The sequence below is a fragment of the Corynebacterium tuingiense genome (genome assembly GCF_046718165.1).
In the GTDB taxonomy this organism is placed as follows: domain Bacteria; phylum Actinomycetota; class Actinomycetes; order Mycobacteriales; family Mycobacteriaceae; genus Corynebacterium.
Window position 1 is genome coordinate 1305097 of sequence record NZ_CP177101.1, and the last position, 25682, is coordinate 1330778.

At 59.5% G+C, this 25682-nt stretch carries 23 protein-coding genes; 5 read left to right on the forward strand and 18 right to left on the reverse strand.

From position 1 onward, the window contains the following. Nucleotides 1-9: 9 nt before the first annotated feature. The 4 genes from tal (at nt 10) to pgl (ending at nt 4487) form a co-directional block, all read left to right on the forward strand. On the forward strand, nt 10-1095 hold the full coding sequence (gene tal / locus ACLI1T_RS06215) for a transaldolase (protein WP_411702201.1): 1086 nt from the start codon (nt 10-12) through the stop codon (nt 1093-1095). 99 nt (nt 1096-1194) lie between these two features. After that, on the forward strand, nt 1195-2727 hold the full coding sequence (gene zwf, locus ACLI1T_RS06220) for a glucose-6-phosphate dehydrogenase (protein ID WP_349867004.1): 1533 nt from the start codon (nt 1195-1197) through the stop codon (nt 2725-2727). Nucleotides 2728-2741: 14 nt separating this feature from the next. Beyond that, on the forward strand, nt 2742-3677 hold the full coding sequence (locus ACLI1T_RS06225; protein WP_411702202.1) for a glucose-6-phosphate dehydrogenase assembly protein OpcA: 936 nt from the start codon (nt 2742-2744) through the stop codon (nt 3675-3677). A 48-nt stretch (nt 3678-3725) separates the two neighbouring features. Next, the gene (gene pgl, locus ACLI1T_RS06230; RefSeq protein WP_411702203.1) at nt 3726-4487 is read left to right on the forward strand and encodes a 6-phosphogluconolactonase; all 762 of its coding nucleotides are present in this window, start codon (nt 3726-3728) and stop codon (nt 4485-4487) included. Between the two features lie 152 nt (nt 4488-4639). Here pgl and secG read toward each other — a convergent pair whose 3' ends face one another. The 4 genes from secG to gap all read right to left on the reverse strand — a co-directional run bounded on the left by secG (nt 4640) and on the right by gap (nt 8257). Next, the gene (gene secG, locus ACLI1T_RS06235) at nt 4640-4876 is read right to left on the reverse strand and encodes a preprotein translocase subunit SecG (RefSeq protein ID WP_005279116.1); all 237 of its coding nucleotides are present in this window, start codon (nt 4874-4876) and stop codon (nt 4640-4642) included. Between the two features lie 198 nt (nt 4877-5074). Continuing rightward, complete coding sequence (gene tpiA, locus ACLI1T_RS06240) at nt 5075-5857, reverse strand: triose-phosphate isomerase (RefSeq protein WP_023022446.1); 783 nt, start codon at nt 5855-5857, stop codon at nt 5075-5077. Nucleotides 5858-5903: 46 nt separating this feature from the next. Further along, nucleotides 5904-7121, reverse strand: a complete 1218-nt coding sequence (locus ACLI1T_RS06245) for a phosphoglycerate kinase (protein WP_023022448.1) — start codon at nt 7119-7121, stop codon at nt 5904-5906. Nucleotides 7122-7249: 128 nt separating this feature from the next. Beyond that, nucleotides 7250-8257, reverse strand: a complete 1008-nt coding sequence (gap, locus tag ACLI1T_RS06250; protein ID WP_023022450.1) for a type I glyceraldehyde-3-phosphate dehydrogenase — start codon at nt 8255-8257, stop codon at nt 7250-7252. Nucleotides 8258-8803: 546 nt separating this feature from the next. On the opposite strand from gap, the gene ACLI1T_RS06255 reads away from it, so the two are divergent. Next, complete coding sequence (locus ACLI1T_RS06255; protein ID WP_411702204.1) at nt 8804-10450, forward strand: L-lactate permease; 1647 nt, start codon at nt 8804-8806, stop codon at nt 10448-10450. Between the two features lie 127 nt (nt 10451-10577). On the opposite strand, the gene whiA is transcribed toward ACLI1T_RS06255, so the two are convergent. The 14 genes from whiA to ACLI1T_RS06325 all read right to left on the reverse strand — a co-directional run bounded on the left by whiA (nt 10578) and on the right by ACLI1T_RS06325 (nt 25673). After that, nucleotides 10578-11567 carry a DNA-binding protein WhiA gene (gene whiA, locus ACLI1T_RS06260; RefSeq protein WP_411702205.1) on the reverse strand — a complete coding sequence of 330 codons (990 nt, stop codon included), beginning with the start codon at nt 11565-11567 and terminating at the stop codon, nt 10578-10580. 143 nt (nt 11568-11710) lie between these two features. Then, nucleotides 11711-12688, reverse strand: a complete 978-nt coding sequence (locus ACLI1T_RS06265; RefSeq protein ID WP_023022456.1) for a uridine diphosphate-N-acetylglucosamine-binding protein YvcK — start codon at nt 12686-12688, stop codon at nt 11711-11713. A gap of 23 nt (nt 12689-12711) precedes the next feature. Beyond that, nucleotides 12712-13593 (reverse strand): RNase adapter RapZ, encoded by an 882-nt coding sequence (rapZ, locus tag ACLI1T_RS06270; RefSeq protein WP_198010490.1) that lies wholly within the window; start codon nt 13591-13593, stop codon nt 12712-12714. A gap of 44 nt (nt 13594-13637) precedes the next feature. Then, nucleotides 13638-15707, reverse strand: a complete 2070-nt coding sequence (gene uvrC / locus ACLI1T_RS06275) for an excinuclease ABC subunit UvrC (RefSeq protein ID WP_411702206.1) — start codon at nt 15705-15707, stop codon at nt 13638-13640. A 3-nt stretch (nt 15708-15710) separates the two neighbouring features. Continuing rightward, complete coding sequence (locus ACLI1T_RS06280; protein ID WP_284869660.1) at nt 15711-16259, reverse strand: PH domain-containing protein; 549 nt, start codon at nt 16257-16259, stop codon at nt 15711-15713. 63 nt (nt 16260-16322) lie between these two features. After that, entirely contained in the window at nt 16323-16799 is a 477-nt protein-coding gene (gene ribH, locus ACLI1T_RS06285) for a 6,7-dimethyl-8-ribityllumazine synthase (RefSeq protein ID WP_284869659.1), read from the reverse strand. Continuing rightward, a complete protein-coding gene (locus ACLI1T_RS06290) occupies nt 16796-18073 on the reverse strand; it encodes a bifunctional 3,4-dihydroxy-2-butanone-4-phosphate synthase/GTP cyclohydrolase II (RefSeq protein ID WP_411702207.1) in 1278 nt (425 codons plus the stop codon). The genes ribH and ACLI1T_RS06290 overlap by 4 nt, the downstream gene beginning before the upstream one ends. Before the next feature lie 11 nt (nt 18074-18084). Beyond that, nucleotides 18085-18699: a riboflavin synthase gene (locus ACLI1T_RS06295; RefSeq protein ID WP_411702208.1), complete on the reverse strand. Its 615-nt coding sequence runs from the start codon at nt 18697-18699 to the stop codon at nt 18085-18087. Nucleotides 18700-18737: 38 nt separating this feature from the next. Beyond that, a complete protein-coding gene (gene ribD / locus ACLI1T_RS06300) occupies nt 18738-19760 on the reverse strand; it encodes a bifunctional diaminohydroxyphosphoribosylaminopyrimidine deaminase/5-amino-6-(5-phosphoribosylamino)uracil reductase RibD (protein WP_411702209.1) in 1023 nt (340 codons plus the stop codon). An 11-nt stretch (nt 19761-19771) separates the two neighbouring features. After that, on the reverse strand, nt 19772-20440 hold the full coding sequence (gene rpe / locus ACLI1T_RS06305) for a ribulose-phosphate 3-epimerase (RefSeq protein ID WP_411702210.1): 669 nt from the start codon (nt 20438-20440) through the stop codon (nt 19772-19774). Between the two features lie 10 nt (nt 20441-20450). Beyond that, nucleotides 20451-22061, reverse strand: coding sequence for a transcription antitermination factor NusB (locus tag ACLI1T_RS06310; RefSeq protein WP_411702211.1), 1611 nt, complete (start codon nt 22059-22061; stop codon nt 20451-20453). After that, nucleotides 22058-22999, reverse strand: a complete 942-nt coding sequence (gene fmt, locus ACLI1T_RS06315; protein WP_411702212.1) for a methionyl-tRNA formyltransferase — start codon at nt 22997-22999, stop codon at nt 22058-22060. Before fmt ends, ACLI1T_RS06310 begins: the two co-directional genes overlap by 4 nt. Before the next feature lie 75 nt (nt 23000-23074). Beyond that, complete coding sequence (gene def / locus ACLI1T_RS06320) at nt 23075-23590, reverse strand: peptide deformylase (RefSeq protein WP_349853090.1); 516 nt, start codon at nt 23588-23590, stop codon at nt 23075-23077. 52 nt (nt 23591-23642) lie between these two features. After that, nucleotides 23643-25673, reverse strand: coding sequence for a primosomal protein N' (locus tag ACLI1T_RS06325; protein WP_411702213.1), 2031 nt, complete (start codon nt 25671-25673; stop codon nt 23643-23645). Nucleotides 25674-25682: the final 9 nt, after the last annotated feature.

Here is a 25682-nt window from a genome sequence, read left to right on the forward strand (position 1 = left end):
GGAATGACTATGAACAACATTTCTGAACTTGCCCAATTGGGCACCTCCACGTGGCTCGATGATCTCTCGCGCCAGCGCTTGGAATCCGGAAACTTGAAGGAGATTATTTCCTCCAAATCCATCGTGGGCGTAACCACCAACCCGGCCATCTTCGCCACCGCCATGACCAGCGGCACGGCCTATGACGAAGACCTGGCGGCCTTGAAGGAGAAGAACGCTTCGGCCGATGAAGCCGTCTACTCCCTGGCGATTACGGACGTGCAAAACGCCTGTGACCTTTTTGCCGATATCTATGCTGAGACCGATGGCCAGGATGGCCGCGTATCCATCGAGGTGGATCCGCGCATCTCCGACGATGCCGCAGCAACCCTCAAGCAGGCCCGCGAACTATGGGACCAGGTGGACCACCCCAATGCGATGATCAAGATCCCGGCTACCAAGGGCTCCCTCCCCGCTATCGAGGATGCCTTGGCAGAGGGAATCAGCGTCAACGTCACCTTGATCTTCTCGGTCTCCCGCTACCGCGAGGTCATCGCCGCATTCCGGGCCGGGCTCAAGCGCGCGGCTGATAACGGCAAGGACGTCACCAAGATTCACTCGGTCGCATCCTTCTTCGTTTCCCGCCTGGATACGGAAGTTGATAAGCGCTTGGAAGCTATCGGTTCCGATGAGGCCCTGTCCCTCCGCGGCAAGGCAGGTGTCGCTAATGCCCAGCGTGCCTACGCTCTCTTCCAGGAGGAGTTGATCGGTGACAATGGCCTCCCAGAAGGCGCGCCCGTGCAGCGTCCGCTGTGGGCTTCCACCGGCGTGAAAAACCCTGAGTACCCAGCAACGCTGTACGTGACCGAACTGGCTGGCCCGCACACGGTAAACACCATGCCGGAAAAGACTATTGATGCGGTCCTGCAGGAGGGTGGTTTCCACGGCGATACCCTCTCCACTGCCGGCGAAGAAGCCGAGAAGGTCTTCTCCCAGCTCGAATCGGTGGGCATCGACCTAGAAGATGTCTTTGCTGTCCTCGAGCGCGAGGGCGTCGATAAGTTCGTCGCCGCGTGGAATGACCTCCTTGATTCCCTCAAACAACGACTCGCGTAAACTACGACCGTGGTCCTAGCCCCGCCGGATAGCCGGCGGGGCATTATGCCGCCACTAGTTGAAAGACTACTTAGCTTTTCCCTCCAGGAAGGATAATCCGTGACGGACTCAGCCGCTTGGGTCAATCCCTTGCGTAATGCCGCCGATAAACGATTGCCACGCATCGCGGGCCCCGCGGGCATGGTCATCTTTGGTGTGACCGGCGATTTAGCTTTCAAAAAGCTCCTGCCGGCCATCTATGACCTTGCCAGCCGCGGTCTCTTGCCCGCTGGCTTCACGCTCGTCGGCTATGGCCGCAGGGACTGGGATAACGCGGACTTCTGCGATTATTTCCGCAGCGCGGTAGAAGCCGGTGCTCGCACTGACTTTAACCACGACGTGTGGGAGCACTTATCCCAAGGAATCGAGTTCGTGCAAGGTTCCTTCGATGATGAAGGCTTCGACCGTCTTTCTGCGCGATTGGCCGAGCTGGATAAGGCCCGCGGCACGGGAAGCAACTGGGCATACTACCTTTCGGTGCCGCCGGAATTCTTCTCCGATATCTGCCACCAATTGGAACGCGTGGGGATGGCCAATTCCATGGAGGATTCGTGGCGCCGCGTGATCATCGAAAAGCCCTTTGGCCACGACCAGGAATCCGCGCGCGAGCTCAATGAAATCGTCAACGCGGTCTTCCCAGAATCGGCCGTCTTCCGCATCGATCACTACCTGGGCAAAGAAACCGTGCAAAACATCATGGCGCTGCGGTTTGCCAACCAGATTTTTGAGCCGATGTGGAATGCACACTATATCGACCACGTGCAAATCACCATGGCCGAAGATATCGGCCTTGGCGGCCGAGCTGGCTATTATGACGGAATAGGTGCGGCGCGGGACGTCATTCAAAACCACCTCCTGCAGCTGCTCGCCCTCGTGGCAATGGAAGAGCCTTCTTCCTTCGAGCCGGAGGCGCTGCGCGCTGAAAAGGTCAAGGTCCTGCGCGCCACGCAGCCGGTCCATCCGCTCAATAAAACCACCGCCCGTGGCCAGTACACCGCCGGTTGGCAGGGCTCGGAATACGTGAAGGGCTTGCGCGAAGAGGAGGGTTTCGATCCCGCCTCCACAACCGAGACCTATGCGGCGTGCACGTTGGAGGTCAATTCGCGGCGTTGGGGAGGCGTGCCTTTCTACCTGCGCACGGGCAAGCGGCTGGGGCGTCGAGTCACCGAGATCGCCTTAGTCTTCAAGGCCGCGCCGAACCAGCCCTTTGTCGATGGCGAAACCGATGCCCTTGGCCAAAACGCCGTGGTCATCCGCGTTCAGCCCGATGAGGGCGTGACCATGCGCTTTGGTTCGAAGGTGCCGGGGTCCACCATGGAAGTCCGCGATGTGAACATGGACTTCGCCTACGCCGAGGCCTTTACCGAGGAGTCCCCCGAGGCATATGAGCGCCTTATCCTAGATGCCCTCCTCGATGAATCATCCCTGTTCCCCACCAATGAGGAAGTCGAACTTTCGTGGTCGATTTTGGATCCGATCCTCGATTATTGGTCCAAGCATGGTGAGCCCGAAGATTATAAGGCGGGCACATGGGGGCCCACCTCAGCCGATAAGATGCTGCGCCGCCGGGGCCATTCCTGGCGCCGCCCATAGAAGGGACGTAGTCAATGATTATTCCATTGCCTAATACCACCACCGGTGAAATTGCCAAAAAGCTTGTCGATGCCCAGGAGCACTACACCCGCACCACGGGCAGGGTGCTCACCCTGATCGTGGAGGCACAAGAAGGCGACGATCTCGAGCAGATCCTTGCCTCTGTGCGCGATGCCTCTCATGAGCACCCCTCCCGCGTGCTCGTCGTGGTTCCCGGCGATCCGAATTCTGATACCCAGCTCGATGCCCAACTCCGCGTCGGTGGCGAGGCCGGTGCGTCCGAGACTGTGGTCATGCAATTGCACGGTGCGCTGGCGGATCAAGCCGAGTCCGTGCTCACTCCGCTCTTGCTGCCGGATACCCCGCTGGTCGCGTGGTGGCCCAACGTGTGCCCACAGGTGCCCTCAAAAAGCCCCGTGGGCAAATTGGCCCAGCGTCGCATCACCAATGTGGCCCATAAAGGTACCGTGGGCGAGCAGGATCTGCGGGCGCTTTCTGATGGCTACTCCCCCGGCGATTCCGATATGTCCTGGGCCTCCATCACGCTGTGGCGCGGGGTCGTCGCATCGGCGCTCGATCACCATCCCCATGAGAAGGTGCTATCGGTAGAGGTCGCCGGCCCCGCCGGGCATCCGGCACCTAACTTCGCGGCGGGTTGGTTGCTTGACCGCCTCAGCGTCCCAGTACAGCGCACGGCTGAGGAAGCTAATAGTGACTATTTCCCGGTTACCCACTTGCGCTTTAACCGGGAGACGACCCACGTGGATGTGGATGTCGTCGATGAGCGCACTGTGCGAGTGCGCGTGCCTGGCACGCCAGACTCTCTGGTCAGCTTGAGCCCGCGCACGCAAACCGAAATCCTCTCTGAGGAATTGCGACACCTCGATGCCGATAAAACTTATGCCCAGGCGCTACGTGCTCTGGGAGAAGTAGACTACAGTAAGCTTTAACAGTGCACTTGGCTCATACCGATTCTTTGCAAAGGATTCTGATACCGAATGGTAACGCTTCACCGCGTCAGCGATGTAGATGACCTTATTTCCCAAGCCGCACTCAAATTTATTGAGACCATCGCCGGTATTCAAGCCGGCAACGGTGGCCTCCATGGTGACGGCGTAGCAAGAATCGTACTAACGGGTGGGGGCGCAGGAATTGGGCTGCTGCACGAGCTCGCACGCTTGGACTTCGCCGCCCAGCAGCAAGGCGAGAACTACCCTGCTCTGCGCATCGATTGGTCCCGCGTGCACATTTTCTTTGGCGATGAGCGCAATGTTCCGGTCAGCGACCCAGATTCCAACGAAGGCCAAGCGCGTTCCGCGCTGCTCGATCACGTCGATATCCCAGATCAGAATATCCACGGATTCGACCTCGGTGCGGTCTCCATGGAGGCGGCCGCCAATGCCTACGAGCCAGAGTTGAAAGACTTCGCACCCTTAGGCTTCGATCTACACCTTTTGGGCATGGGTGCAGAAGGCCACATTAACTCCATGTTCCCCCACTCTCCTGCCATCCGTGAGCAGGAAGAACTCGCGGTACCGGTACACGACTCGCCGAAGCCGCCCAGCGAGCGCATAACCCTCACGCTGTCGGCGGTCAATAGGTCTGAGCGTGTCTGGCTCTTGGTCGCCGGGGAGGAAAAGGCCACTGCCGCAAAAAGCATCGTGGACGGCGTCGACGCTGAAGAGTGCCCGGCCGCTGGTGCGCAAGGGACGAAGGAGACGATCCTCTTCCTTGCAGACGATGCCGCGCAGGAGCTGTAAAGCCAGCAGCGCCATCTCCGCCGCTTAACGCATACAGCGCCGGTACCTCGGTCCTTTCCTTTCTCTGCGAAAGGTTATGGGACTGACGTGCCGGCGCTGGTTTTGCGCGGTTGGCCGCCGCTAGTGGTTAGCGGGGAGCTGCCGCGTGCTTCCTAGGAAGCGTAGGCCTGGATGAGGTTAAGCCCAACGATGCAGGCCAACCAGATAATCACCATGACGACGGTATAGCGGTCTAGGTTCTTTTCCACTACGGTCGAACCGGACAGGTTCGATTGCACGCCACCGCCGAAAAGGCTAGACAGGCCGCCGCCTTTGCCCTTGTGTAAAAGCACAAAGATGGACATCAAAATAGCTGAAATTAGCAAAATGATTTCCAGTGCTAAGACCATGAGGTTCTTCCTTTTCTCAACGTGCGCTCAGTGGCACCTTCGGTGTACTATCGAAGGACACGCTAGCCACCAGCGCGAAGTACTTACCTGCTTTGCCTACGCAAAGCAATCACAAGGGCCTACTGTACACCATGCCGCGGGAAGGGCTCACCCCAACCCGCGGCATACCAGTCACCTTGTGATGGTTGTTAACGCCTGTTAACTAACGGCATTAGCGGCATTGGCAGCCAGCTTGGCAAAGTCCTCTCCTACCAAGGAAGCACCACCGATAAGGCCGCCGTCTACGTCCGGCTTGCTGACGATATCAGCAACGGAGTCAACCTTTACGGAACCGCCGTACAGGATGCGGATGCCGTCGGCAACTTCGTCCCCCGCGAGTTCCTTGACCAGGCCGCGGATAGCGGCGCAGACTTCCTGCGCGTCATCAGCGGAGGCAACCTTGCCGGTACCGATGGCCCACACGGGCTCGTAGGCGATAACGGTTTTGGTTAGTTGCTCGGCGCTGAGTCCCTGCAGGGAATCGCGGGTCTGGTTCACCACGTAGTCAACGTGGGTGCCGGCCTCGCGCACGTCGAGCGGCTCACCCACGCAGACGATGGGGCTGATGCCATTTTCCAAGGCCGCTGCGGCCTTCTCAGCGACCAGCTGGTCGGTTTCGCCGTGGTATTCGCGGCGCTCGGAGTGGCCGACGACTGCCCAGCTGCATCCCAGTTTGTTCAGCATCTGGCCAGATACCTCACCGGTGTAGGCGCCAGACTCGTGCTTGGAGATGTCCTGCGCACCGTAGGTGATCTTCAGCTTATCGCCCTCAACGAGCGTCTGAATCGTGCGGATATCGGTAAATGGAACTATGTAGGCTACATCTACCTTGTCGTAGTAATCCTCCGGCAGGGAGAACGCGAACTTTTGAACGGAGCCGATGGCCTCAATGTGATCGAGGTTCATCTTCCAGTTACCAGCAATAAGTGGTGTACGTGCCATAATTAGTCCTTTCTTTGTACGCCTTTAGTTAACTGTTTTAGGCGGTCTATGCTTCGAGCACGGAAACGCCCGGCAGCTCCTTGCCCTCGAGGTATTCGAGGGATGCGCCGCCTCCGGTGGAAATGTGGCTGAAGCCTTCCTCATCGAGGCCCAGGGTGCGTACGGAGGCTGCGGAGTCGCCGCCGCCGACGACGGAGAAGGAACCGTTAGAGGAGGTGGCATCGATAATCGCCTGCGCTACCCCAGCCGTGCCCTTTGAGAAGGCTTCCATTTCGAATACACCCATGGGGCCGTTCCAGAATACGGTCTTGGAGTCTGCCAGTACGGTGGCAAATTTCTCGACGGACTTCGGTCCGATGTCCAAGGACATCCAGCCTTCAGGAATGCCATCGAGCTCAACGACCTTGGTCTCAGCATCTGCGGCGAATTCGCTGGCGGCGGTGAGGTCAACGGGCAGGACAATCTTGTCACCGAAGCGCTCCAGCAGGCTCTTGCAGTTTTCAATCTGGTCCTCTTGCAGCAAGGACTCCCGAACGTTGTAGCCCTTGGCTGCCAGCAGGGTGTAGCACATTCCGCCGCCGATGATGATCTTATCGGCCTTTCCAGCAAGGGCTTCGATAACGCCAAGCTTGTCGGAAACCTTCGCGCCACCCAGCACAACGACATATGGGTGCGCCGGATCCTTTGCCACGGTGGATAATACGTCCAATTCCTTTTCCACCAGCTTACCGGCGTAGGCGGGCAGGCGCTTGGCGACGTCATATACCGAGGTCTGCGCGCGGTGCACAACGCCAAAGCCGTCGGAGACGAAAGCGCCGTTATCGGCAGCCAGGGCAACGAGCTCGTCGGCGAATTCGCCGCGCTCTGCCTCATCCTTAGAGGTTTCACGCGGATCAAAGCGGACATTTTCTACCAGCATGACATCGCCGCTGTTTAGCCCGTTCGCGCGCTCGTGGGCGTCTTCGCCGGTGACGTCGTTGGCCAAGGCAACGTACTGATCCAAAGCTTCAGACAACGCTTCTGCAACCGGGGCCAGGGAGTACTTGGAATTTACCTCACCCTTGGGTCGGCCGAGGTGGGCGGAAAGGATGACCTTCGCGCCACCATCGACCAGCGCCTTAATGGTGGGAAGAGAAGCGGTAATGCGGCCGGGGTCGGTGATATTTCCGTCATCATCCAGCGGCACGTTGAAGTCAGAGCGGACCAGAATGTGGCGGTCCTCTACGCCTTCTTCTAGCAGGTTATCTAGCGTCTTAAAAGCCATGTGTTACTCCTTTTAGAGTGGATTCTGCAGTTGAGGTTGCTACATAAAATGATACCGGCCACAACGTCGTGCCGTCAGGGCGTTCGTTGTGGCCGGTATCGCATTAAGGGCTGCTCTGTATCAGAACTTTAGAGCTTTTCTGCAACTAGGTTGGTCATGCGGACGAGCTGGGAGGTGTAGCCCCACTCGTTGTCGTACCAACCCAGAACCTTGACTAGGTTGCCATTGGAGACCTTGGTCATGCCGGCGTCGAAGATGCAGCCGTGCGGGGAGGTTACGATGTCGGTGGAAACCAGAGGATCCTCGGTGTATGCGAGGGTGTCCTTCAGCTCGCCCTCAGCTGCCTCCTTGAGTGCTGCGTTGATTTCCTCAACGGTGACGTCGCGGGAAGCGGTGAAGGTCAGGTCGGTTGCGGAACCGGTGATGACCGGAACGCGCATAGCGTAGCCGTCCAGCTTGCCTTCCAGCTCAGGCAGAACCAAGGACACGGCCTTAGCTGCACCGGTGGAGGTAGGTACCAGGTTGACGGCTGCGGCGCGGGCGCGGCGCAGGTCCTTGTGGGGAGCGTCCTGCAGGCGCTGGTCACCGGTATAAGCGTGAACGGTGGTCATCAGGCCCTTTTCCACACCGAACTTGTCATTCAAGACCTTGGCCATTGGAGCCAAGCAGTTGGTGGTGCAGGAAGCTGCGGAAATAACGTTGTGCTCAGCTGGGTCGTAGGTGTCGGAGTTAACACCGTAGACGAAGGTTGCGTCAACTTCCTTACCAGGGGCGGAAATGATGACCTTCTTGGCGCCGGCCTCAATGTGAGCCTTTGCGTCGTTACCGTTGGTGAACAGGCCGGTGGACTCGATAACGAGGTCTACGTCCAGTTCGCCCCACTTCAGGTTCTTCGGGTCCTTCTCGTTGAAGACCCGGATGCGGTTGCCATTGACGGTGATGGAGTCATCGTCGTAGGTAATCTCGCCGTCGAAGCGACCCAGTACGGAGTCGTACTTCAACAGGTTAGAGAGAGTCTGGTTGTCGGTCAGGTCGTTGACGGCAACGACCTCAAGGTCATTGTCGGTCCGGTTAACAGCGTGGAAGAAGTTACGACCAATGCGGCCAAAGCCGTTAATGCCTACGCGGGTAGTCACTGTAAATCTCCTCAAAGAGTCGAGTAATTATTTCTATGGGCCTACCGCGGGTCCTTCGAGTACTTTACTGCTCTGGGTGAGTAAGGTGCCCGAGGCTTTGCCCAACAACCGCAATACTACAGAGCCTTTAAACAGCGTGCAGAGGCCTTCACGGCTGGCAGTGCAGTATCTGAAACTTTCCCGATATAGGCGTACAATCTTCCCGAGTTCTTTTGTTTCTTCCGAATGAACCGGCTGTTCAAGCCCGTTTAGGTTGGTTCTTGTGGACTTTACACCGTTAATGTGCGATATATCACTACGCGAAGCATTTTCCCACTTCCTCGCACACCGATCGCCAAAGATGCGGTGCTATAAACTAATTTAACCCAAATCACACCACAGTTTTTATGACGCGATATGCTTACGCTAGCTCACTGTGTTCCAGGTAGCACTCGGGCATTCGCTGGGCGCTAATCTCTCTCCTGAAACGCGTGGGCAACAAATTTACATCCCCCCGCAGACCGAATGCGCCTGCGATAGTACCCCCGTTAGAATCGAGGATACTCAATGTTTGAGATAAACACCTCTGTTGTGGGAGACAGTCTTGGGCTCACCGCGCTCGTGGCGATTCTCCCCCTCGTCGCTTTCTTCATTATGTTGATGGGCTTTAAAGCCCGCGCACATACATCAGGAGCCGTCGCCCTTGCGACCTCCATCATCCTAGCCATAGTTGCCTTTGCGATGCCCGTCGATATGGCATTGTCCTCTGCAGTCCGCGGTGGGCTCTTCGGCCTACTGCCCATTGTCTGGGTCATTATTACGGCAATTTGGTTTTACGAGATCACGGTCGCCTCAGGCCGCTTCGAAGATCTACGTAAGACATTCGATCTCTTAGGCGATGGCGATATCCGCATCCAATCGATGCTCATCGCGTTCTGCTTCGGTGGCCTCCTTGAAGCCCTTGCGGGCTTCGGTGCCCCCGTGGCCATTACCGCCACGATGATTATGGCGCTCGGCGTCAAGCCTCTGCGCGCAGCCACGGTAGTTCTTATTGCGAATACCGCTCCAGTCGCATTCGGCGCAGTTGGTATTCCAGTCACCACCGCCGGTGAGGTCGGCGGACGTACCGCCGAGCAAACCCAAGATATTGCCGGCCTTATTGCCCTGCAGGTCTTGGTCATTGCCGCCATCGTCCCGTTCCTTATCGCATTCATCCTGGACGGCATGCGCGGCGTGAAGGAAACTGCGCCCGCCGCCGCGGTCATCGGTATTTCCTTTGCCGGAGCACAGTGGCTTACCGCAACCTTCTTTGCTTACCAGCTCACCAACGTTATTGCCTGCATTGTGTCCTTGGGGGCCGCCTTCATCTTCCTCCGCGTGTGGAAACCACGGGGCGTTACCCAGCTGCGCGAGCGCATGGAGCTGCCCGCCGCAGAAACCGCGACCGACTTGAACGGCCGCCGCATCTGGATGGCGCTGCTGCCCTACGCCGTCGTTACCGCAGTATTTGCCGTTGCTACCGCAGCACCAGCGATCTTCGGATTCTGGAAGCTGAAGTTCGCGTGGCCGCTGCTTGGTGGCACCGTCATCGGCACTAACGGTGAGGCCATGGACACCAGCTTTAGCTTCAATGTCTTTGGCAACCCGGGTACCTTGCTCTTGCTCTCCGGCGTTATTGTGGCCATCGTTTACCACTTCTGGAACGAAAACGGCCGCTACAAGCTCAGCTTCGCCCAACCCGTGCAGGCCTTTGGTGAAGTTGCCAACCGCATGAAGTTCTCCGGCCTGACCATTGTCTTGGTCCTCGCTTTGGCCTACACGATGAACTACTCGGGTCAGACCATCGCCATCGGTGAATTCGTTTCCTCCGCTGGTTCCATCTTCGCGCTCTTCGCTCCGGTGCTGGGCTGGATTGGTACCGCGGTCACTGGCTCCGATACCTCTGCAAATGCGCTCTTTGGCAACCTGCAGGTCGCCGCCGCTGACCGCATTGGTGTGAACCCTGACCTCATGCTGGCCGCCAATACCGCCGGTGGTGTTGTGGGTAAGATGATTTCGCCACAGTCCCTGGCCATTGCGGCAACCGCCGTATCCATGGAAGGCAAGGAATCCGTCATCCTGAAAAACGTCGTGGGCTACTCCATCGCGTTCTTGGCCGTTGTCTGTGTCATCGTCTTCTTGATGACCAACGTCTTGGGCTTCTTGGTCCCATAAAGCACAAGCCACCGCTAACTAAAAGCACCTCAGCCGCGGCACAACACAAGGCGGGAAGGAAAGCACCTCAATGCATTCCTTCCCGCCTTTCGTGGATCAATGAGCTGAAGTCAATCGTGCCCTGCGATTATGAGTCACCAAAAAGATCGTCCGAGATGGACTCGTTGGTATCGGGGATATCCAATTCTTCGGCCCGCTTATCCGCCATGGATAACAAGCGCCGAATGCGCCCGGCCACGGCATCCTTAGTCATGGGCGGATCCGCGAGCCTGCCAAGCTCCTCCAACGAGGCCTCGCGATGCTGCACGCGCAAGCGGCCGGCATCGGCTAGGTGCTCAGGAACGTCATCACCGAGGATTTCCATCGCCCGATCCACGCGCGCCGCGGCGGTCACGGCGGCCCGTGCCGAGCGGCGCAGGTTGGCATCATCAAAATTATCCAACCGGCGCGAAGTATCGTGCGCCTCACGCTTTACCCGCTTCTTTTCCCAAGACAAGCGGGTCACTTGCGCGCCCATGCGGGTAAGCAGTGCACCGATGGCATCGCCGTCGCGGACAACCACCCGATCTTCGCCGCGGGTCTCTTTAGTCTTCGCGGAAATCCCCAGGCGCCGTGCGCAGCCCACGAGTGCCAACGCGGCCTCTTGGCAGGGGCAGGTTACCTCCAATGCCGAAGAGCGCCCTGGTTCCGTCAGGCTGCCGTGCGCAAGGAAGGCACCGCGCCACGCCGCCTCGCTATCAGCCACGGTGCCGGAAATGACCTGCGGCGGAAGACCCACCACGGCATGACCGGAGCGAGTAATCAGGCCTAGGCGCCGGGTAAGCTCCTTCGCTCCTTTAGTGATGCGCACGATGACGCGCGATTTCTTCACCGTCCCCGCAGGGCCGACAACGTGGCTTTCCGCTTCGATCCCGTAAAGCTCGTCTAATGCCACGAGGATGCGCTGCGCAATTGCCTGGTTATCGAGCTCAAGCTCATAGGCCATGCTCTCGCCAGAGACATCTACTTCTCCCGCAAAGCGCAGGATAGATGCAAGCTCCGCCGCACGCGCGGACTGACGTGTCACGCCAACCGCCGCTAGTTCTTCTTTGACCTGTTCGGTCAACGGTGTGGTCACCTAGTTCGCCCCATTTCTCTGTCACAGTCACGAATGACGCATGTGCAATGCACGGTCCCACGCACACCAACTACTGCGTGGGAAACGGAATTCTCTTATTTTACCGAGTCCCGCGCCCTGAGGACTGGCTGGCCTGACCTTAGCTAGGCCCGCCGGTACTCGTTATAAAGATCCACGATGACAGAAGAAAGTTTGTCTGGATCGTGTTTCATCAATCGCTGTCCATTGTCATCCTGGATACTGACATCCGCAAATACCGCGCGTGCGCCCAAGGCTTGCGCGGCGCGCTGCACATATACCCGTTCGCTTTCATTTGGCAGCGCTGCCGCATCCACGACGATGCGGTCGATGCGCAAATCCGGGGCGTGACGGGCCAGCACATGCACGTGGCGCTCCGCGGAAAAGCCTTGGGTTTCTCCCGGCTCGGCCGACAGGTTGAGCATGACCACGCGCAAAGCATTGGACTCAGAAATGGCCTGGACGATTTCTGGCACCAACGTGTGCGGCAAGACCGAACTAAACCAGGATCCTGGACCGATGGTGATAAGGTCAGCCTGCCTAATGGCCTCCAGCGCGGCGGGATTGGCTTGTGGGGCTTCAGGCAGGATTCGCACGCGCCGCACATGCCCCGGCGTCGATGCCACCGCGACCTGGCCGCGGACCTGGCGCATGACTCGGGGGTCATCGTCAAGCCCTGAGACATCGGCCTCAATCTCTAAGGGGTGCGGAACCACGGGGATGACCCGCCCGTGCGAGTGGGTAAGCTCCGCTACCGCGTCCAAGGCGGCCTGATAATCGCCCAAGACCCCGGTCAAACCCGCGATCATGAGGTTGCCCACGGCGTGGCCAGCCATGGCGCCATTGCCGCCGAAGCGATGCTGAAGGGTTTTGCCCCACAGCTCGCCTACGCGATTGTCATCGGCTAGCGCGGCCAGCGCCATGCGCAGGTCACCGGGCGGAATGATATCCAGTTCCCGGCGCAGGCGCCCCGAGGAACCGCCATCATCGGCAACCGTCACGATGGCAGAAATATCCGCCGCATTACTGCGCCGTGCGGATAAAAGCGTTTGATAAAGGCCATGGCCGCCGCCAAGGCAGACCATATGAGAAGGGTGTTTCATACAGTTATTAATGCTCCTCAGCCCTAATTACGGGCGATGTCCCGGTGCAAAATGCTGACGTCAAGGGTGTCATTAGCGCGCAGGCGCTTGGCGATGTCCTCAGCTACCGCCACCGAGCGGTGATGCCCGCCCGTACAGCCGACGCCCACGGTGATGAAGTTCTTTCCCTCGTGCCGGTATCCCTCCAGCATGGTGGAAAACATGGCGACAAAATTATCCACGAATTTCTGCGCGGCAGGCTGCGACAGGACATAATCGGCCACGGGCGCATCTGTACCGCGGCAGCCGCGCAGCTCCGGAATCCAATAGGGGTTGGGCAAAAAGCGCACGTCAACGACGATATCCGCATCGCGCGGGGAACCATTCTTAAAACCGAACGATTCCACCGTGACGTGCTGATTGGTATTTTGAAATTCGCCAAACGCAGCTTCGATAGCCCGGCGCAAATCATGAATCGACAGGTTCGTGGAATCAATGATGATATCGGAGCGATCCCTAATTTCCGCCACCGCTTGGCGTTCGCGTTGGATACCCACCTTCAAGGTATCGTCGCCTTGCAGCGGGTGGGTGCGACGCACGGAGTCGAAGCGACGGATGAGCACGTCATCGCGAGCATCAAGGAAGAGCACGGTGGGTTTCATGCCCAATGCCGTTAGCTCATCGATGGTCTCCATGAGGGAGCCCGGAAACATGCGAGAGCGCACGTCCGTTACCGCCGCTACCTTTTCAACGGGCGTTTCTTCCTGGTTACACAATTTCCACAGGTCCACGATGGCGCGCGGCGGGATATTATGCGCCACATAGTAGCCCTTATCCTCAAAAACCTTGGCGGCGGAGCTCAACCCGCCGCCGGACATGCCGGTAATCAAGATGGGCGGAGTGTCGAAGTGCGTCATGCACACCAGTCTAGCGTTTTCGCGCTCGGCACTTCTGCCAGAAAGCTGCTTATTTACTGTGCGTCGTGCAACTTATCGTAGACGGTCTGCGCCAGTTTCGGCCCAAAGCCGTTGACCTCGCAAATCTCATCCACCGTGGCCGCCTTGAGCTTTTTGACGGAACCGAAATGCTTGACCAAATCCGTCCGGCGTTGCGGACCAAGCCCCGGAATTGCATCGAGCGCCGAGGAGCGCATGCGCTTAGAGCGTTGTTGCCGGTGATAGGTGATGGCAAATCGGTGTGCCTCATCGCGAATTTGCTGCAGCAAAAACAGAGCCTGGGAATTGCGCGGCAAAATCACCGGTTCATCATCCCCTGGCACCCAGATTTCCTCCAAGCGCTTGGCCAGCCCCACGAGGGTGACATCGACGATGCCCAGCTCATCAAATACCTCTTGCGCCGCAGCCACCTGGGGCGCGCCGCCGTCCACGATGAACAGCTGAGGAGGATAGGCAAAGCGGCGGCCTGCCTCAGCGGATTCTTCTGCCACTTTTTCTTCCGCGAAGGAGGATTCTTCCTTTTCCTCATCCGGGTTCGCCAATTTATCTTGGTTGTGGCGCTTAAACCGGCGCCGCGTGATCTCCGCAATGGAGCCGACGTCATTGGAATGCCCATCGCCGGCTGCCTCCTTGATGCGGTAGCGCCGGTAATCGGACTTCTTCGGGATACCGTCTTCAAAAACCACCAGGGAGGCGACGACATCGGTGCCCTGGATATGCGAAATATCGGTGCACTCGATGCGCAACGGTGCTTGGTCCATCCCCAAGGCATCCTGGATATCCTGCAGCGCCGCGGACCGCGCGGTAAGGTCACCGACGCGTTTGAGCTTATGCTGGCGCAGCTGCTCCTTAGCGTTCTTTTCCACGGTATCCATAAGCGAACGCTTGTCACCCCGTTGCGGTACGCGCAGATCAACCCGCGCGCTACGCAGCTCTTCCAAGAGGGAGACCACTTGTTCGGATTCTTCCGGCATGGCTTGGACCAAAATCTCACGCGGTATGACGTGGACATGGCGCTGTTCCATGTGCGATTCCTGGTCCACGCCGCGTCGTGGCACATCCGCAGCTAAAGCCGCATCCTCACGGGCTTCTTGTTCTTCTCGCTCCACGGCATCGGAGTAAAACTGGATGAGGAAGTTTTGCACCAAGGCGGGCAAGGCCGGATCGGGTTGGCCCTCCTCGATGGGTTCAGAGGTTGCCTGGTCGCCGGCGCGTTCAACAACCCAGCCGCGCTGGCCCCGGATCCTGCCGCCGCGCACGTGAAAAATTTGGACCGCGGCTTCCAATTCATCGGAATTAAACGCAATCAGATCGGCATCGGTGCCATCGGCAAAGACAACCGCCTGCTGCTCCATGATCTTATCGATGGCCCCAAGGTCATCGCGCAACCGCGCGGCACGCTCAAATTCCAGGTTTTCGGCGGCAGCCTCCATGTCTTTAACCAGCTTGCGCCTAACACCAGCCGTATTGCCATTCATGAATGAGACCAACTCATTGACGGTTTCGCGATGTTCTTCTTTGCTCACCCGCCCGATACAGGGCGCATCGCACTTGCCGATGTACCCCAAAAGGCACGGCCGCCCCAGCCGTTCATGCCGGTTATATACGCCTTTAGAACAGGTGCGCATGGGGAAGACGCGGGTGAGCAGGTCGAGGCTTTCCCGCACCGCCCACGCATGGGAATAGGGGCCAAAGTACCGCACTCCCTTGCGCCGAGGACCGCGATAGAAAAAGGCGCGCGGAACCACCTCTCCCACGGAGACGGCAAGCATGGGATACGTCTTGTCGTCGCGGTACATGACGTTAAAGTGCGGATCGAACCGCTTGATCCAGGTATATTCCAGCTGCAGCGCTTCAACTTCGCTGGCAACCACCGTCCACTCCACAGAGCTCGCGGTCAACACCATTTGCCGCGTGCGCGGGTGCAGTTGCGTAATGTCTTGGAAATAATTAGACAGGCGCGCCCGCAGGTTTTTGGCCTTGCCTACGTAAATGACGCGCCCGTTCTCATCGCGGAACTTATATACGCCCGGCTCCGTCGGAATGGTTCCCGGGGCGGGGCGATAGGTCGTTGGATCTGCCAATGCTTAATCCTGCGGCATGTATTTGGCTTCCAGATCGCGGAAGTCACGGACTCTTGTGATCACGGTGTCTTTATCGCCGGACTGTAATGCCCACACGGGGACGGCCTCAAATTCGGGCAGCTCAAGGCGGGCCATGCGCTGGCCGACGGGGAAAGACAGCCCATATATCACCTGCCACGGGTAAAAGCGCGTGCCGATGATATTGCGGACCTCTACCCCGTCTTCATTGGCTCGCAGTCGCGGCCGGTTGAGCGCAATCCACGACAAGATGGAAATGACTACGCCGACACCAGGAAAGGCGAATTTATCGATGGTGGTCACGTGCGCACCGGTAAAGGAAATATCGAGCGTGACACCCATAAAGATATGGATGGCCATGACAAGAATGACCCAACCGATGGCAATCTTTCGCAAGAACGGGGACTTGGCGGTGTATTCCCACGGCTTCGACGTGGTCCGTGCGAAGGGATCCGCGCTGGTATAGGCCAATACCTCCGCATCACTAAGGGTGCGGCGCGGTTGGGGTTCATTCGAGGCTGCGGCCTCATTCATGTGCTTTACTCCTCTGGAAGTCCTGCCTGCCTGTAAGTGGTCAGGATTTCGATTGGCCTTTTATTAATATTCTGTGTTTAGTCTACGCAATTGCAACGCGGTGTCTAAAGCCGCAATCATGGATTCTGCGCCCTTATTTTCCGCCGAGTCAGGGAATCCTGCGCGGTCGATGGCCTGCTGCTGATCATTGACCGTCAAGACCCCATTGCCAATCGGCGTCGATTCATCCAAGGAGATACGCGTTAGGGCTTGGGTGACGGAATCGCAGACATAATCGAAGTGCGGAGTGCCGCCGCGGATGACGCAACCCAAGGCAACGACGGCGTCGAATTTCCGCGCGGCCGCCTGAACAACCACGCCCAATTCCAGGGAACCGACGACGCGGAACTCCGCAACCTCTGCCCCATTAGCACGTGCGGTCTCCACCGCCTGCTGGTGTAACTGATCGCAGACCTCTTCGTTCCAAGTCGCGGTCACGACCGCGACGCGGAGGCCGCGCGCATCTACCTGCGCGATAGCGGGTAATCCTTCTTTACTCATTTGCCTAATTCTCCTTCGTGCTGCGCGTCCCACTGTGCCACCTGCGGAAGATCGTGGCCCATGCGGTCGCGTTTGGTCCGCAGATAACGAATATTATCGGCGTTGGCGGCGATGGTAAGTGGGGTATGTTGGCTGACTTCGATGCCGAATCCGGCGAGCCCTTCCCCCTTGTGCGGGTTATTGGTCAACAGTTGTGCCGATTCCACCCCAAGGTCCTTCAGGATCTGGCCCGCCACGGAATACTCCCGGGCATCTTCTGGCAGCCCCTGTTCCAGGTTGGCATCGACCGTATCCCAGCCCTCGTCCTGGAGCCGGTACGCCTGCAGCTTGTGCACCAACCCGATCCCGCGGCCCTCGTGACCGCGCAGATAAATCACTATCCCGCTGCCGGCTTCCTGCACCTTGCGCAGGGATTCCTGCAATTGGGGGCCGCAATCGCACCGGCGCGAGCCAAAGACGTCTCCGGTCAGGCACTCGGAATGCACGCGCACCACAACATCGCGGGCGCCGCGAAGCTGCGCGGGATCGCCGGCGATCAAGGCGATGTGCTCTTGGCCATCGAGGTCATGGCGGTAACCGAACGCGGTGAATTCGCCGTATTCGGTGGGCAGGCGGGTTTCTACCGCGCGCTGGGTTTGCACCTCATGGTGGCGGCGCCACTCAATAAGCTGCGCGATAGAAATCAGGGCGAGGCCATGCTTATCGGCAAAACGGCGCAGCTCCGGCCCGCGGGCCATATCCGTCGGGTCTTCTTCCGATACGACTTCACACAGCACGCCGGCGGGGCGCAGGCCTGCAAGGCGGGCCAAATCGACGGCGGCTTCCGTGTGCCCATCGCGCTCTAACACTCCGCCGGGTCGCGCGCGCAAGGGGACCACGTGGCCGGGCCGGGTGAAGTCACTGGAGCGAGTCGAAGAATCAGCCAAGCGGCGGATGGTTTCCGCGCGGGAGGCCGCAGAAATTCCGGTAGAACCCGTCGCAGCATCCACGGTGACCGTATACGCGGTCTGGCGCACGTCCTGATTCTGCACCATCATCGGCGGCAAATCGAGCCGCTGGCAATCTTCCGGCAATAATGAGGCACAGACATATCCGGAGGAATACCGCACCATAAACGCGACCAGTTCCGGGGTTGCCAGCTCCGCGGCAAAGATCAGATCCCCTTCGTTTTCCCGTCCTTCATCATCCATGACGATGACCGGCTTGCCGGCGGCAATCTCCGCAATGGCGTGATCGATGGCATCAAAATGGATGCTCTCTTCAGTCGCGAACATAACCTAGCAGTCTAGTCCTTTGCTTGAGCAATTCCGGATTCGGGGTGAAGCATCTTTTCTACATACTTCGCCAGCACATCCACCTCGAGGTTTACGATATCGCCGGGCTGAGATTCGCCGTGCGTCGTCTCCCGCAAGGTGGTGGGAATAAGGGAGGCCTCAAACCAGTCGTCACCTACGGCGCTGACCGTCAAAGACGTGCCATTGACCGCAATAGAGCCCTTTTCCACGACGTACTGGGCAAGCTCGCGGGGCAAGCTAAAACCCAGCACGTCCCAATTCTCCGAATGCTCGCGCGAGACCAACCGTGCCGTGCCATCGACATGGCCCTGCATAATATGCCCACCCAGCCGCGTGGTGGGCAGTAATGCCGCCTCGACATTCACCCGCGCGCCTTCTTCCAGCTGACCGAGTCCCGTCCGGTCCAAAGATTCTCGCATCACATCGGCGCAGAAAATATCCCCATCCAATTCCGCGATGGTAAGGCACACGCCATTGATGGCAATGGAATCCCCTAAGCGCGCGTCACCCACCGTCTGCGGCGCGCGGATGCTCAACCGCAGCGCATCCGCCTGTGGCTCAAGTGCGGCCACCGTGCCTAGCTCTTGTACTAGCCCTGTAAACAATGATTCCCCTTGTATTTATCTCTAAAGTATCTAATCTTTTAACGCTCGTTCCGCGCCTCGTATTCGATGAGGACATCGGGCCCGAGGTTGGTGGTGCGCACGGTGGTAAAACGTGGGGCATCGGCAAGCGTGTGCGCCACCGCATTTGCCAGAACCCCGCGCCCCTGGCCTAGCAAAATAGGGGCAATATACGCAGCAAGCGCGTCCACAACACCGGCCTCGATGAAGCTCTGGGCTAGGCCCGCCCCACCTTCAACCAAGACGTTCCGCGCGCCGCTGGCATACAGCTCCTTCAACGCGCCCTCGATGGTGTCATATTGTTCGAATCCCAGTTGCTGCAGGTGAGAGGCCTTCTCACCGGCGGCCTGGAGCTCGCGCTTGCCGATGACCACCCGGCGCGGCTGGTGCTCCCGCAGGCTCCCATCGCCATTACGTGCAGTAAGCGAGGGGTTATCGGCAAGCGCGGTGCCGGTGCCGATGATGATGGCGTCGCGCCGCGCCCTATCGGCGTGGACCCACTCGCGGGCCTTAGGCCCGGTGATCCACTGGCTCGTGCCATCGGCGGCAGCGGTAAATCCATCTAGGGTCTGCGCAAATTTCAGGGTGACATGCGGGCGTTGTAGCTTCACAGCGCGCAACCATGCAAGCACCGCGTCTTCGACGCCATCTGGTGCGGTGAGCTGGCCCACCTCAACCCCGGCTGCGGCTAAGGCCTGCGCTCCCCCGCCTGCTTGTGGTGTGGGGTCGGCATGCAGGTAGTACACGCGGGCAATTCCGGCATCGATAAGTGCGGTGGCGCAGGGACCCGTCCTGCCCGTATGTGCGCACGGCTCCAGGGTAACCACGGCCGTACCGCCGCGCGCCTTCTCGCCGGCCGCGCGCAGCGCCATGACTTCCGCGTGGGCACCGCCCACCGGCTGGGTCGCACCAATGCCCACAACGGCGCCGGTTGCGGATAAAATCACCGCACCTACCGGTGGATTGGGGCTCGTGGTACCGCGCACCACCGCACCGGCCCGCATGGCCTGAACCAAAGCTCCGGAAACGTTGGTTTCATCCATCGCGCCGGCCATTATGAACGCGCCGCAAGCGCGCGCAGTTCTTCCACCGCCTGCGCTGGATCATCGCTTTTGAATACGGCCGATCCCGCCACGAAGGAATCGCATCCGGCCTCCGCTGCCAAGGCAATAGTATCCGGATCGATGCCGCCATCGATTTCAATGATGGTATCCAGGCCCTGCTGATCAATGCTTTCGCGCAGGGCGCGGACCTTATCCAACATATCGGGCATAAACTTCTGGCCGCCAAAACCTGGTTCTACGGACATGACCAGCACCTCATCGAAGTGATGTAGCTTGTCTAGCCACGGCTCAATGGGCGTATCCGGTTTGATGGAAAAGGCCGCACGCGCACCCAGGTCCCGGATCTTGTGTGCCAAGTCCACCGCGGCTACTTCATCCTCTACCGCCTCCACGTGGAAAATGACGGTGGTGGCACCGGCCTTAATATAGGTCTCCACCCATTTCGCCGGCTCCTCAATCATCAGGTGCACGTCAAGCGGCTTATCCGTGGACCTTCTCACTGTCGCCGTAATATCCGGGCCAAAGGAAAGGTTGGGGACAAAGTGCCCGTCCATGATGTCTACATGGATCCAATCAGCGTTGGAAATGGCCTCTAGTTGTTCACCCAACCGCGCGAAGTCAGCAGCCAAAATTGACGGAGAAATAAGTGGTGCAGGCATACCGTTAATCCTAGCGCCCTTCCTCATCGCCGCGCCGCAATACCGCCATGAACATGGCATCGGTGCCGTGGCGGTGCGGCCACATTTGGACGGATTTTTCTTTGCCCACATTGCCCATATCAGGGATAAATTCCCGCGCATCCAGCTCCTGGGCGCCCAGCTTTTCTACCGCCTGGTCCACGATGGCGCGGGTTTCGCGCAGATCCGGCGAACACGTGGAATACACCACGACCCCGCCCGGCCGCACGAGCTTGAGAGCAGAGGACAATAGCTCGAATTGCAATGTCGAAAGCTCGGCAATATCGGCTTCAGATTTCCGCCAGCGTGCCTCTGGACGGCGCCGCAAAGCGCCCAGCCCCGAACACGGCGCGTCCACTAAGATGCGATCGAAGCCCGAGCCCACCTGCGGGTCGCGGCCATCGGCCACATGGACGGTCACCGGCAACCCCTGCACGGTCTTTTCAATCAGTTTCGCGCGGTGCGGTGATACCTCCACCGCATCAACGTGCGCGGATTCGATGCGCGCTAAGGCCCCCATCAGGGCCGCCTTGCCGCCCGGGCCCGCGCACAGGTCGAGCCAACGTCCCTGATCAGTACCGCTGACGGGCACCTCGCAGACCGCGCGGGCGATAAGCTGCGAGCCCTCATCTTGTACCGCGGCCATTCCCTGCTGAACCGGTTCCAATTGGCCTGGGTCCCCGGAATCCATATACACCGCGTAGGGCGAATAGGTACCTTCTTCATTTCCCGTAATCAGCGCCAATTCCTCGGCGGAAATTTCGCCTGGACGCGCCACTAGGTGCACGCTCGGGCGCTCGGAATCCGCCGCTAGGGCAGCGGGCAATTCCTCGGGGTCTACAACGCGGGCAAAAGACTCTGCAATCCACGTTGGGTGCGCATGCCTAAAGGCCAGGCCTGCGATTTCGCCTTCTGGGGCGAGCCGCTTGAGCCACTCATTCGGTGGCGTGCGGGTAATGGTGCGCAAGATGCCATTGGCGAATCCTTTAGCTTTTTCTTCCCCACCTGCTACAACGAGCCGGACGGAGGTATCTACCGCCGCGTGGGGTTCTACGCGTGTATACAGCACCTGGTAGGTGCCCAAGCGCAGCGCATCGATGACCACCGGCGAGATTGACTCAAGCTCGCGCGAAGAACACTGCGCGATCACCGCATCGAGCACGCCCAGGGTGCGCAGGGTGCCATAGGTAATCTCCGTGGCAAATGCGGCATCGCGGCCAGAAAGCTTCTGCTTGCGCAGTGCCTTGGGCAAGACGAGGTTGGCAAACGCCTCCTCTTCGCTTACCCGGCGCACCACCTCGAAGGCGACAGCGCGGGCCGGATCCACGCCCTGGTCGATGGCTGCCTGCACAAGTGACTTCCCCGCGCCTTTGTTCTTTGCGCCCGCATCCCGAGTACCTCGATTACCTCGGTTATCCCGGTAGTCGCGGTTGCGTTGGCCTTGTGTGCCGCGTCCGCGCTGGGCAGAACTACGCTGACCTTGGCCGCGCTGAGCCTTGCCTCGCTGCCCACCGCCGCGTTGGGGCGCGCCGTTCTTGCCGTGCTGTTTAGACTCCGGCGCCTTGTCGCCAGACTTACTGCGGGAGCGGAATCCACCAGTCACTGGAACCTCACCTCTGCGTTCTTTCCTAATCCACGCGCCCAATCGGCCGCATTCATCATCTTTTTGCCCGGTGGCTGAATCCTATCCAGCTGCACCGGCTGCGTCGCGGTCCCGATATACACCGCGTCCTTGCTAATCAGCGCCTCGCCAGGCTGCAGGAGCTTGTCGATGCCCTCGGTGAGGCGGACCGGGCCTACCTTGAGGCGGGCATCGTCAAGCAGCGTCCACGCGCCCGGGCCCGGGGTGTGGGCGCGGATATGCCGGTCAATGGCAAACGCTGGCTGCGTCCAGTCGATGCGGGCTGCGGCAGTAGAGATTTTCGGCGCATAGGTGGCCTCCCCATTTTGGGCCTGCGGCTCCAGCGTGCCGGCCTCGAGCCCATCCATGGTGGCTACCAGGAGATCCGCGCCGGAATACGCCAGGCGCGTGAGCAGGTCGTCCGCAGTATCTGTCCCGGTTATGGTTTCTGTGACCGTGCCGAAGACCGGGCCCGTATCCAGGCCTTCTTCGATCCGGAAGGTGGACGCGCCGGTAATATCATCGCCCGCCGCGATAGCCGCTTGCACCGGTGCCGCACCCCGCCAGGCGGGAAGAAGGGAAAAGTGCAGGTTGACCCAGCCATGGCGCGCGACATCCAAGAGATCCTTGCTAATGAGATTGCCATAGGCCACCACCGGGATGGCCTCTGGCTGCAGCTCGGCCAAGCGCTGGCGCAGGTTATCGCCATCTTCCGTACCAGGCCGCAGCGTGGCCGGGGTTAGCACCTCGATGCCGTGTTCTTGCGCCAGCGCCTTCACCGGGCTCGGGTGAAGGCTGCGGCCCCTGCCCTTCTTTGCATCGGGCCGGGTAATGACCGCTACCACTTCGTGGCTGGAGGCAAGCAATTTCTCCAATGCCACCACCGCCGGCTCTGGGGTGCCAGCAAAAATAATCCGCATACTGGATGAGTCTCCTCGAGGTCTCGGGTGAAAATTCTAGGGTACAACGACCCCGCCTGCGTTGCCGAAGCTCGCCTAGCCCGCGGTATTAAACCACTCGGCTTCGCGGATGGTGCGCATGGCGGCCTTGCGGTCGTCGTCACCAAGCCGGCGCAGGAATAACACCCCATCAAGGTGATCGGTTTCATGCTGAATGCACCGCGCCAAAAGGCTGGAGGCCACCATTCCCACCGGCCGGCCTTCTACATCGCGCCCAGAGACAAATACCCGATTGTGCCGCGGCGTATCGGCGCGAATCCCAGGAATGGATAGGCAGCCTTCCGGGCCAGTCTGCATGTCCTCTCCCAAAGGCGTCCACACAGGGTTAATCAGAGCCCCGCGCAACCCGGTCTGAGTATGCGAACAGTCATAGACAAAGAAGCGCTTGAGTATGCCCACTTGATTCGCCGCCAGCCCTACCCCACCAGCGGCATCCATGGTCTCCAGCATGTTTTGTGCCAAAGTGCGAAGACCAGAGTCAAAGGTAGTAACCTCTTCTGCCCGCGTACTCAGTACGGGATCCCCGTAGAGCCTGATGTCTAATTCTGCCACTGCTTCTTCCCTTCCTCATGTACTGCCTATTCGCCTAAGTTTATGCGCACTTCTAACCCACGTGAATGGGATCGACCATGATGCGTAGTGGCAATTCATCCTTCCGGGCGCTGCGCGCCGCATTAGCCTTGCGCAATGCGCGCCCAAGCTGCGACCGCGGCCCCAGCGGGGCTCGCACCACTAGACGTTGCGGTGGGCCAAAGCGGTCCGCATCGTATTCCCCGGGGAGGCTGTCCCCTGGCGGGAGCGGAACCGGGCCTAGAACCTCGGCGTGCTCTGGCAGATCCACCAACTGCTCGAAGGAATCCAAAGCGGCGTCCGCCCCGTCAATGGCGGCGAAGTGCACGGCCGGCGGAAAGCGCACCTCGCGCCGGGCACGCAATTCTTCTGCCGCGGCCGCGACCATGTCCCAACTTATGAAGTGGCGAACCACGGGAAGTTCCGGATCCGCAGCGATGATGACGCGCCCGCCCTTAAAATGCGGCCTGACCATGGTGGCCGCCTGCGCCCATTTGGCCAGGCAGTCCTCGGTGGCGCGCAAGTCTTGCCGGTTTAACAAAGTGCCCGCATCCAATAAGAGGGCCGCGCCATAGGCGCCGCCTTTCACCCGCGGCTCAGCGCCCGGGGTGGCAATCACTAATGCCGGGGCATTTTCAATTGAGCCCACAACCTTATTTCCGCCGGAGACCACAACGGATGTATTGGGAAAGGCGCGCCCCAATTCCTCCGCGGTGCGTTCGGAGCCTAAAACTATGGCGCGCAGCCGCGGCGAGCCGCACTCGGTACAGCGGTGATTGGTGGCAATGCGCCCACACCAGCGGCAGGTAGGCATGACCGCCTCCTCGCTTGAGCGCTCGGAGCTCGGAGGCAACCCCAATGGCCCGTTACAGTGGCGGCACCGCGCAGGAGAATGGCACTTTCGACAAGCCAAAATAGGCGCGTAGCCCTTGCGCGGGACCTGCACAAGCACCGGTTCACCGCGGTCGAGGGCCTGCTGTGCTGCCTGAAAGGCCGGCGCTTGCACAGAGGTCGTACCGCCCTCCAAATCCCGGGAAATGGACAGCCCGTAGGCACCAATGGCCAAAATATCGGGCCGGCGCGCTTCTATGGTTGAGGCGCTCGGTATAAGGTCGTGTGCCCACCCAGAGTCCACCAATAATTGGGTTTCTGCCGTGCGCGAATGATTGGCCGCAATGAAACTGCAATTTTCAAAGGCAGAGCGGGTGGTAAGCACCTCCCGGGCGTGGACGTAGGGCTTGATATTGTCCACCAAGTTATCGTTACCGTCATCAAAAATAACAGCTAGCTGGAGGTTGTCCACGGGAGTAAAAGCCGCCGAGCGCGTACCAATGACTATTCGCGCCTGGCCCACCAAGGCCGAAAGATAGCGGCGATAGCGCGCTTGCGGGCCCATACTATTGGTCAGCACCGTGATTTGTTTCGGCCCCACGACAGCGCGCAGGGCGTTTTCCAGGGCATCAACCACCTTTTGGTCTGGGACGACGATAAGTACGCCTCCCCCGCCCAAGGCGACCTTGGCAGCTAAGGCCGCCAGCGCGTCTTCCCATTCATCGCCGGGGGCGATTTGCCACGCGGCGCGGGCTAACTTCCCGCCCAAGATGGAATCAACAAACGTTTCACCATGCTGATAGGCAGACCACCCTGATAAATCGGGCTCGCTGGCTGCGCCGAGAGCTTCCCACGGGGTGTCCAAATCCGCTTCTTCTGCCTTTGCATGGCGCGGCGGAATGGCAGAGCGAATGATATCGGAGCAAATCCCGCCATAGCGATCCGCCAGGGCTTCTACCAGCCGGGACAGCTGCGGTGGGTAGACCTGGAATGGCGAGATGACTCGCTCAATAAAGCGCAGCTGGCCACCGAAGTCGGAATCATGCTTGCGCTCGACGATGATCGCATCCACCAGGCGCCCATTGAACCGGATGCGTACCTTCACCCCGGCTTGGGCACTGTCAGATTCGGCCTCATCTACCAGGTAATCAAATCCCCGATCAAGGTGAGCAACCCCTAAAAGAGGCAACACCCGCGCGACCGGTTTCCGGGCGGCGGGTGTTTTCTTAGGCATAAGCCCATA

What these genes read in the sequence shown, in the direction of transcription:
- ACLI1T_RS06290 (WP_411702207.1), bottom strand. Translation starts at nt 18,073, where the DNA reads ATGTTCGCGACTGAAGAGAGCATCCATTTTGATGCCATCGATCACGCC.
- pgl (WP_411702203.1), top strand. Translation starts at nt 3,726, where the DNA reads ATGGTAACGCTTCACCGCGTCAGCGATGTAGATGACCTTATTTCCCAA.
- ACLI1T_RS06225 (WP_411702202.1), top strand. Translation starts at nt 2,742, where the DNA reads ATGATTATTCCATTGCCTAATACCACCACCGGTGAAATTGCCAAAAAG.
- rpe (WP_411702210.1), bottom strand. Translation starts at nt 20,440, where the DNA reads ATGCCTGCACCACTTATTTCTCCGTCAATTTTGGCTGCTGACTTCGCG.
- tal (WP_411702201.1), top strand. Translation starts at nt 10, where the DNA reads ATGAACAACATTTCTGAACTTGCCCAATTGGGCACCTCCACGTGGCTC.
- ACLI1T_RS06265 (WP_023022456.1), bottom strand. Translation starts at nt 12,688, where the DNA reads ATGAAACACCCTTCTCATATGGTCTGCCTTGGCGGCGGCCATGGCCTT.
- ACLI1T_RS06280 (WP_284869660.1), bottom strand. Translation starts at nt 16,259, where the DNA reads ATGAATGAGGCCGCAGCCTCGAATGAACCCCAACCGCGCCGCACCCTT.
- secG (WP_005279116.1), bottom strand. Translation starts at nt 4,876, where the DNA reads ATGGTCTTAGCACTGGAAATCATTTTGCTAATTTCAGCTATTTTGATG.
- tpiA (WP_023022446.1), bottom strand. Translation starts at nt 5,857, where the DNA reads ATGGCACGTACACCACTTATTGCTGGTAACTGGAAGATGAACCTCGAT.
- ACLI1T_RS06245 (WP_023022448.1), bottom strand. Translation starts at nt 7,121, where the DNA reads ATGGCTTTTAAGACGCTAGATAACCTGCTAGAAGAAGGCGTAGAGGAC.
- ribH (WP_284869659.1), bottom strand. Translation starts at nt 16,799, where the DNA reads ATGAGTAAAGAAGGATTACCCGCTATCGCGCAGGTAGATGCGCGCGGC.
- ribD (WP_411702209.1), bottom strand. Translation starts at nt 19,760, where the DNA reads ATGGATGAAACCAACGTTTCCGGAGCTTTGGTTCAGGCCATGCGGGCC.
- fmt (WP_411702212.1), bottom strand. Translation starts at nt 22,999, where the DNA reads ATGCGGATTATTTTTGCTGGCACCCCAGAGCCGGCGGTGGTGGCATTG.
- ACLI1T_RS06255 (WP_411702204.1), top strand. Translation starts at nt 8,804, where the DNA reads ATGTTTGAGATAAACACCTCTGTTGTGGGAGACAGTCTTGGGCTCACC.
- ACLI1T_RS06325 (WP_411702213.1), bottom strand. Translation starts at nt 25,673, where the DNA reads ATGCCTAAGAAAACACCCGCCGCCCGGAAACCGGTCGCGCGGGTGTTG.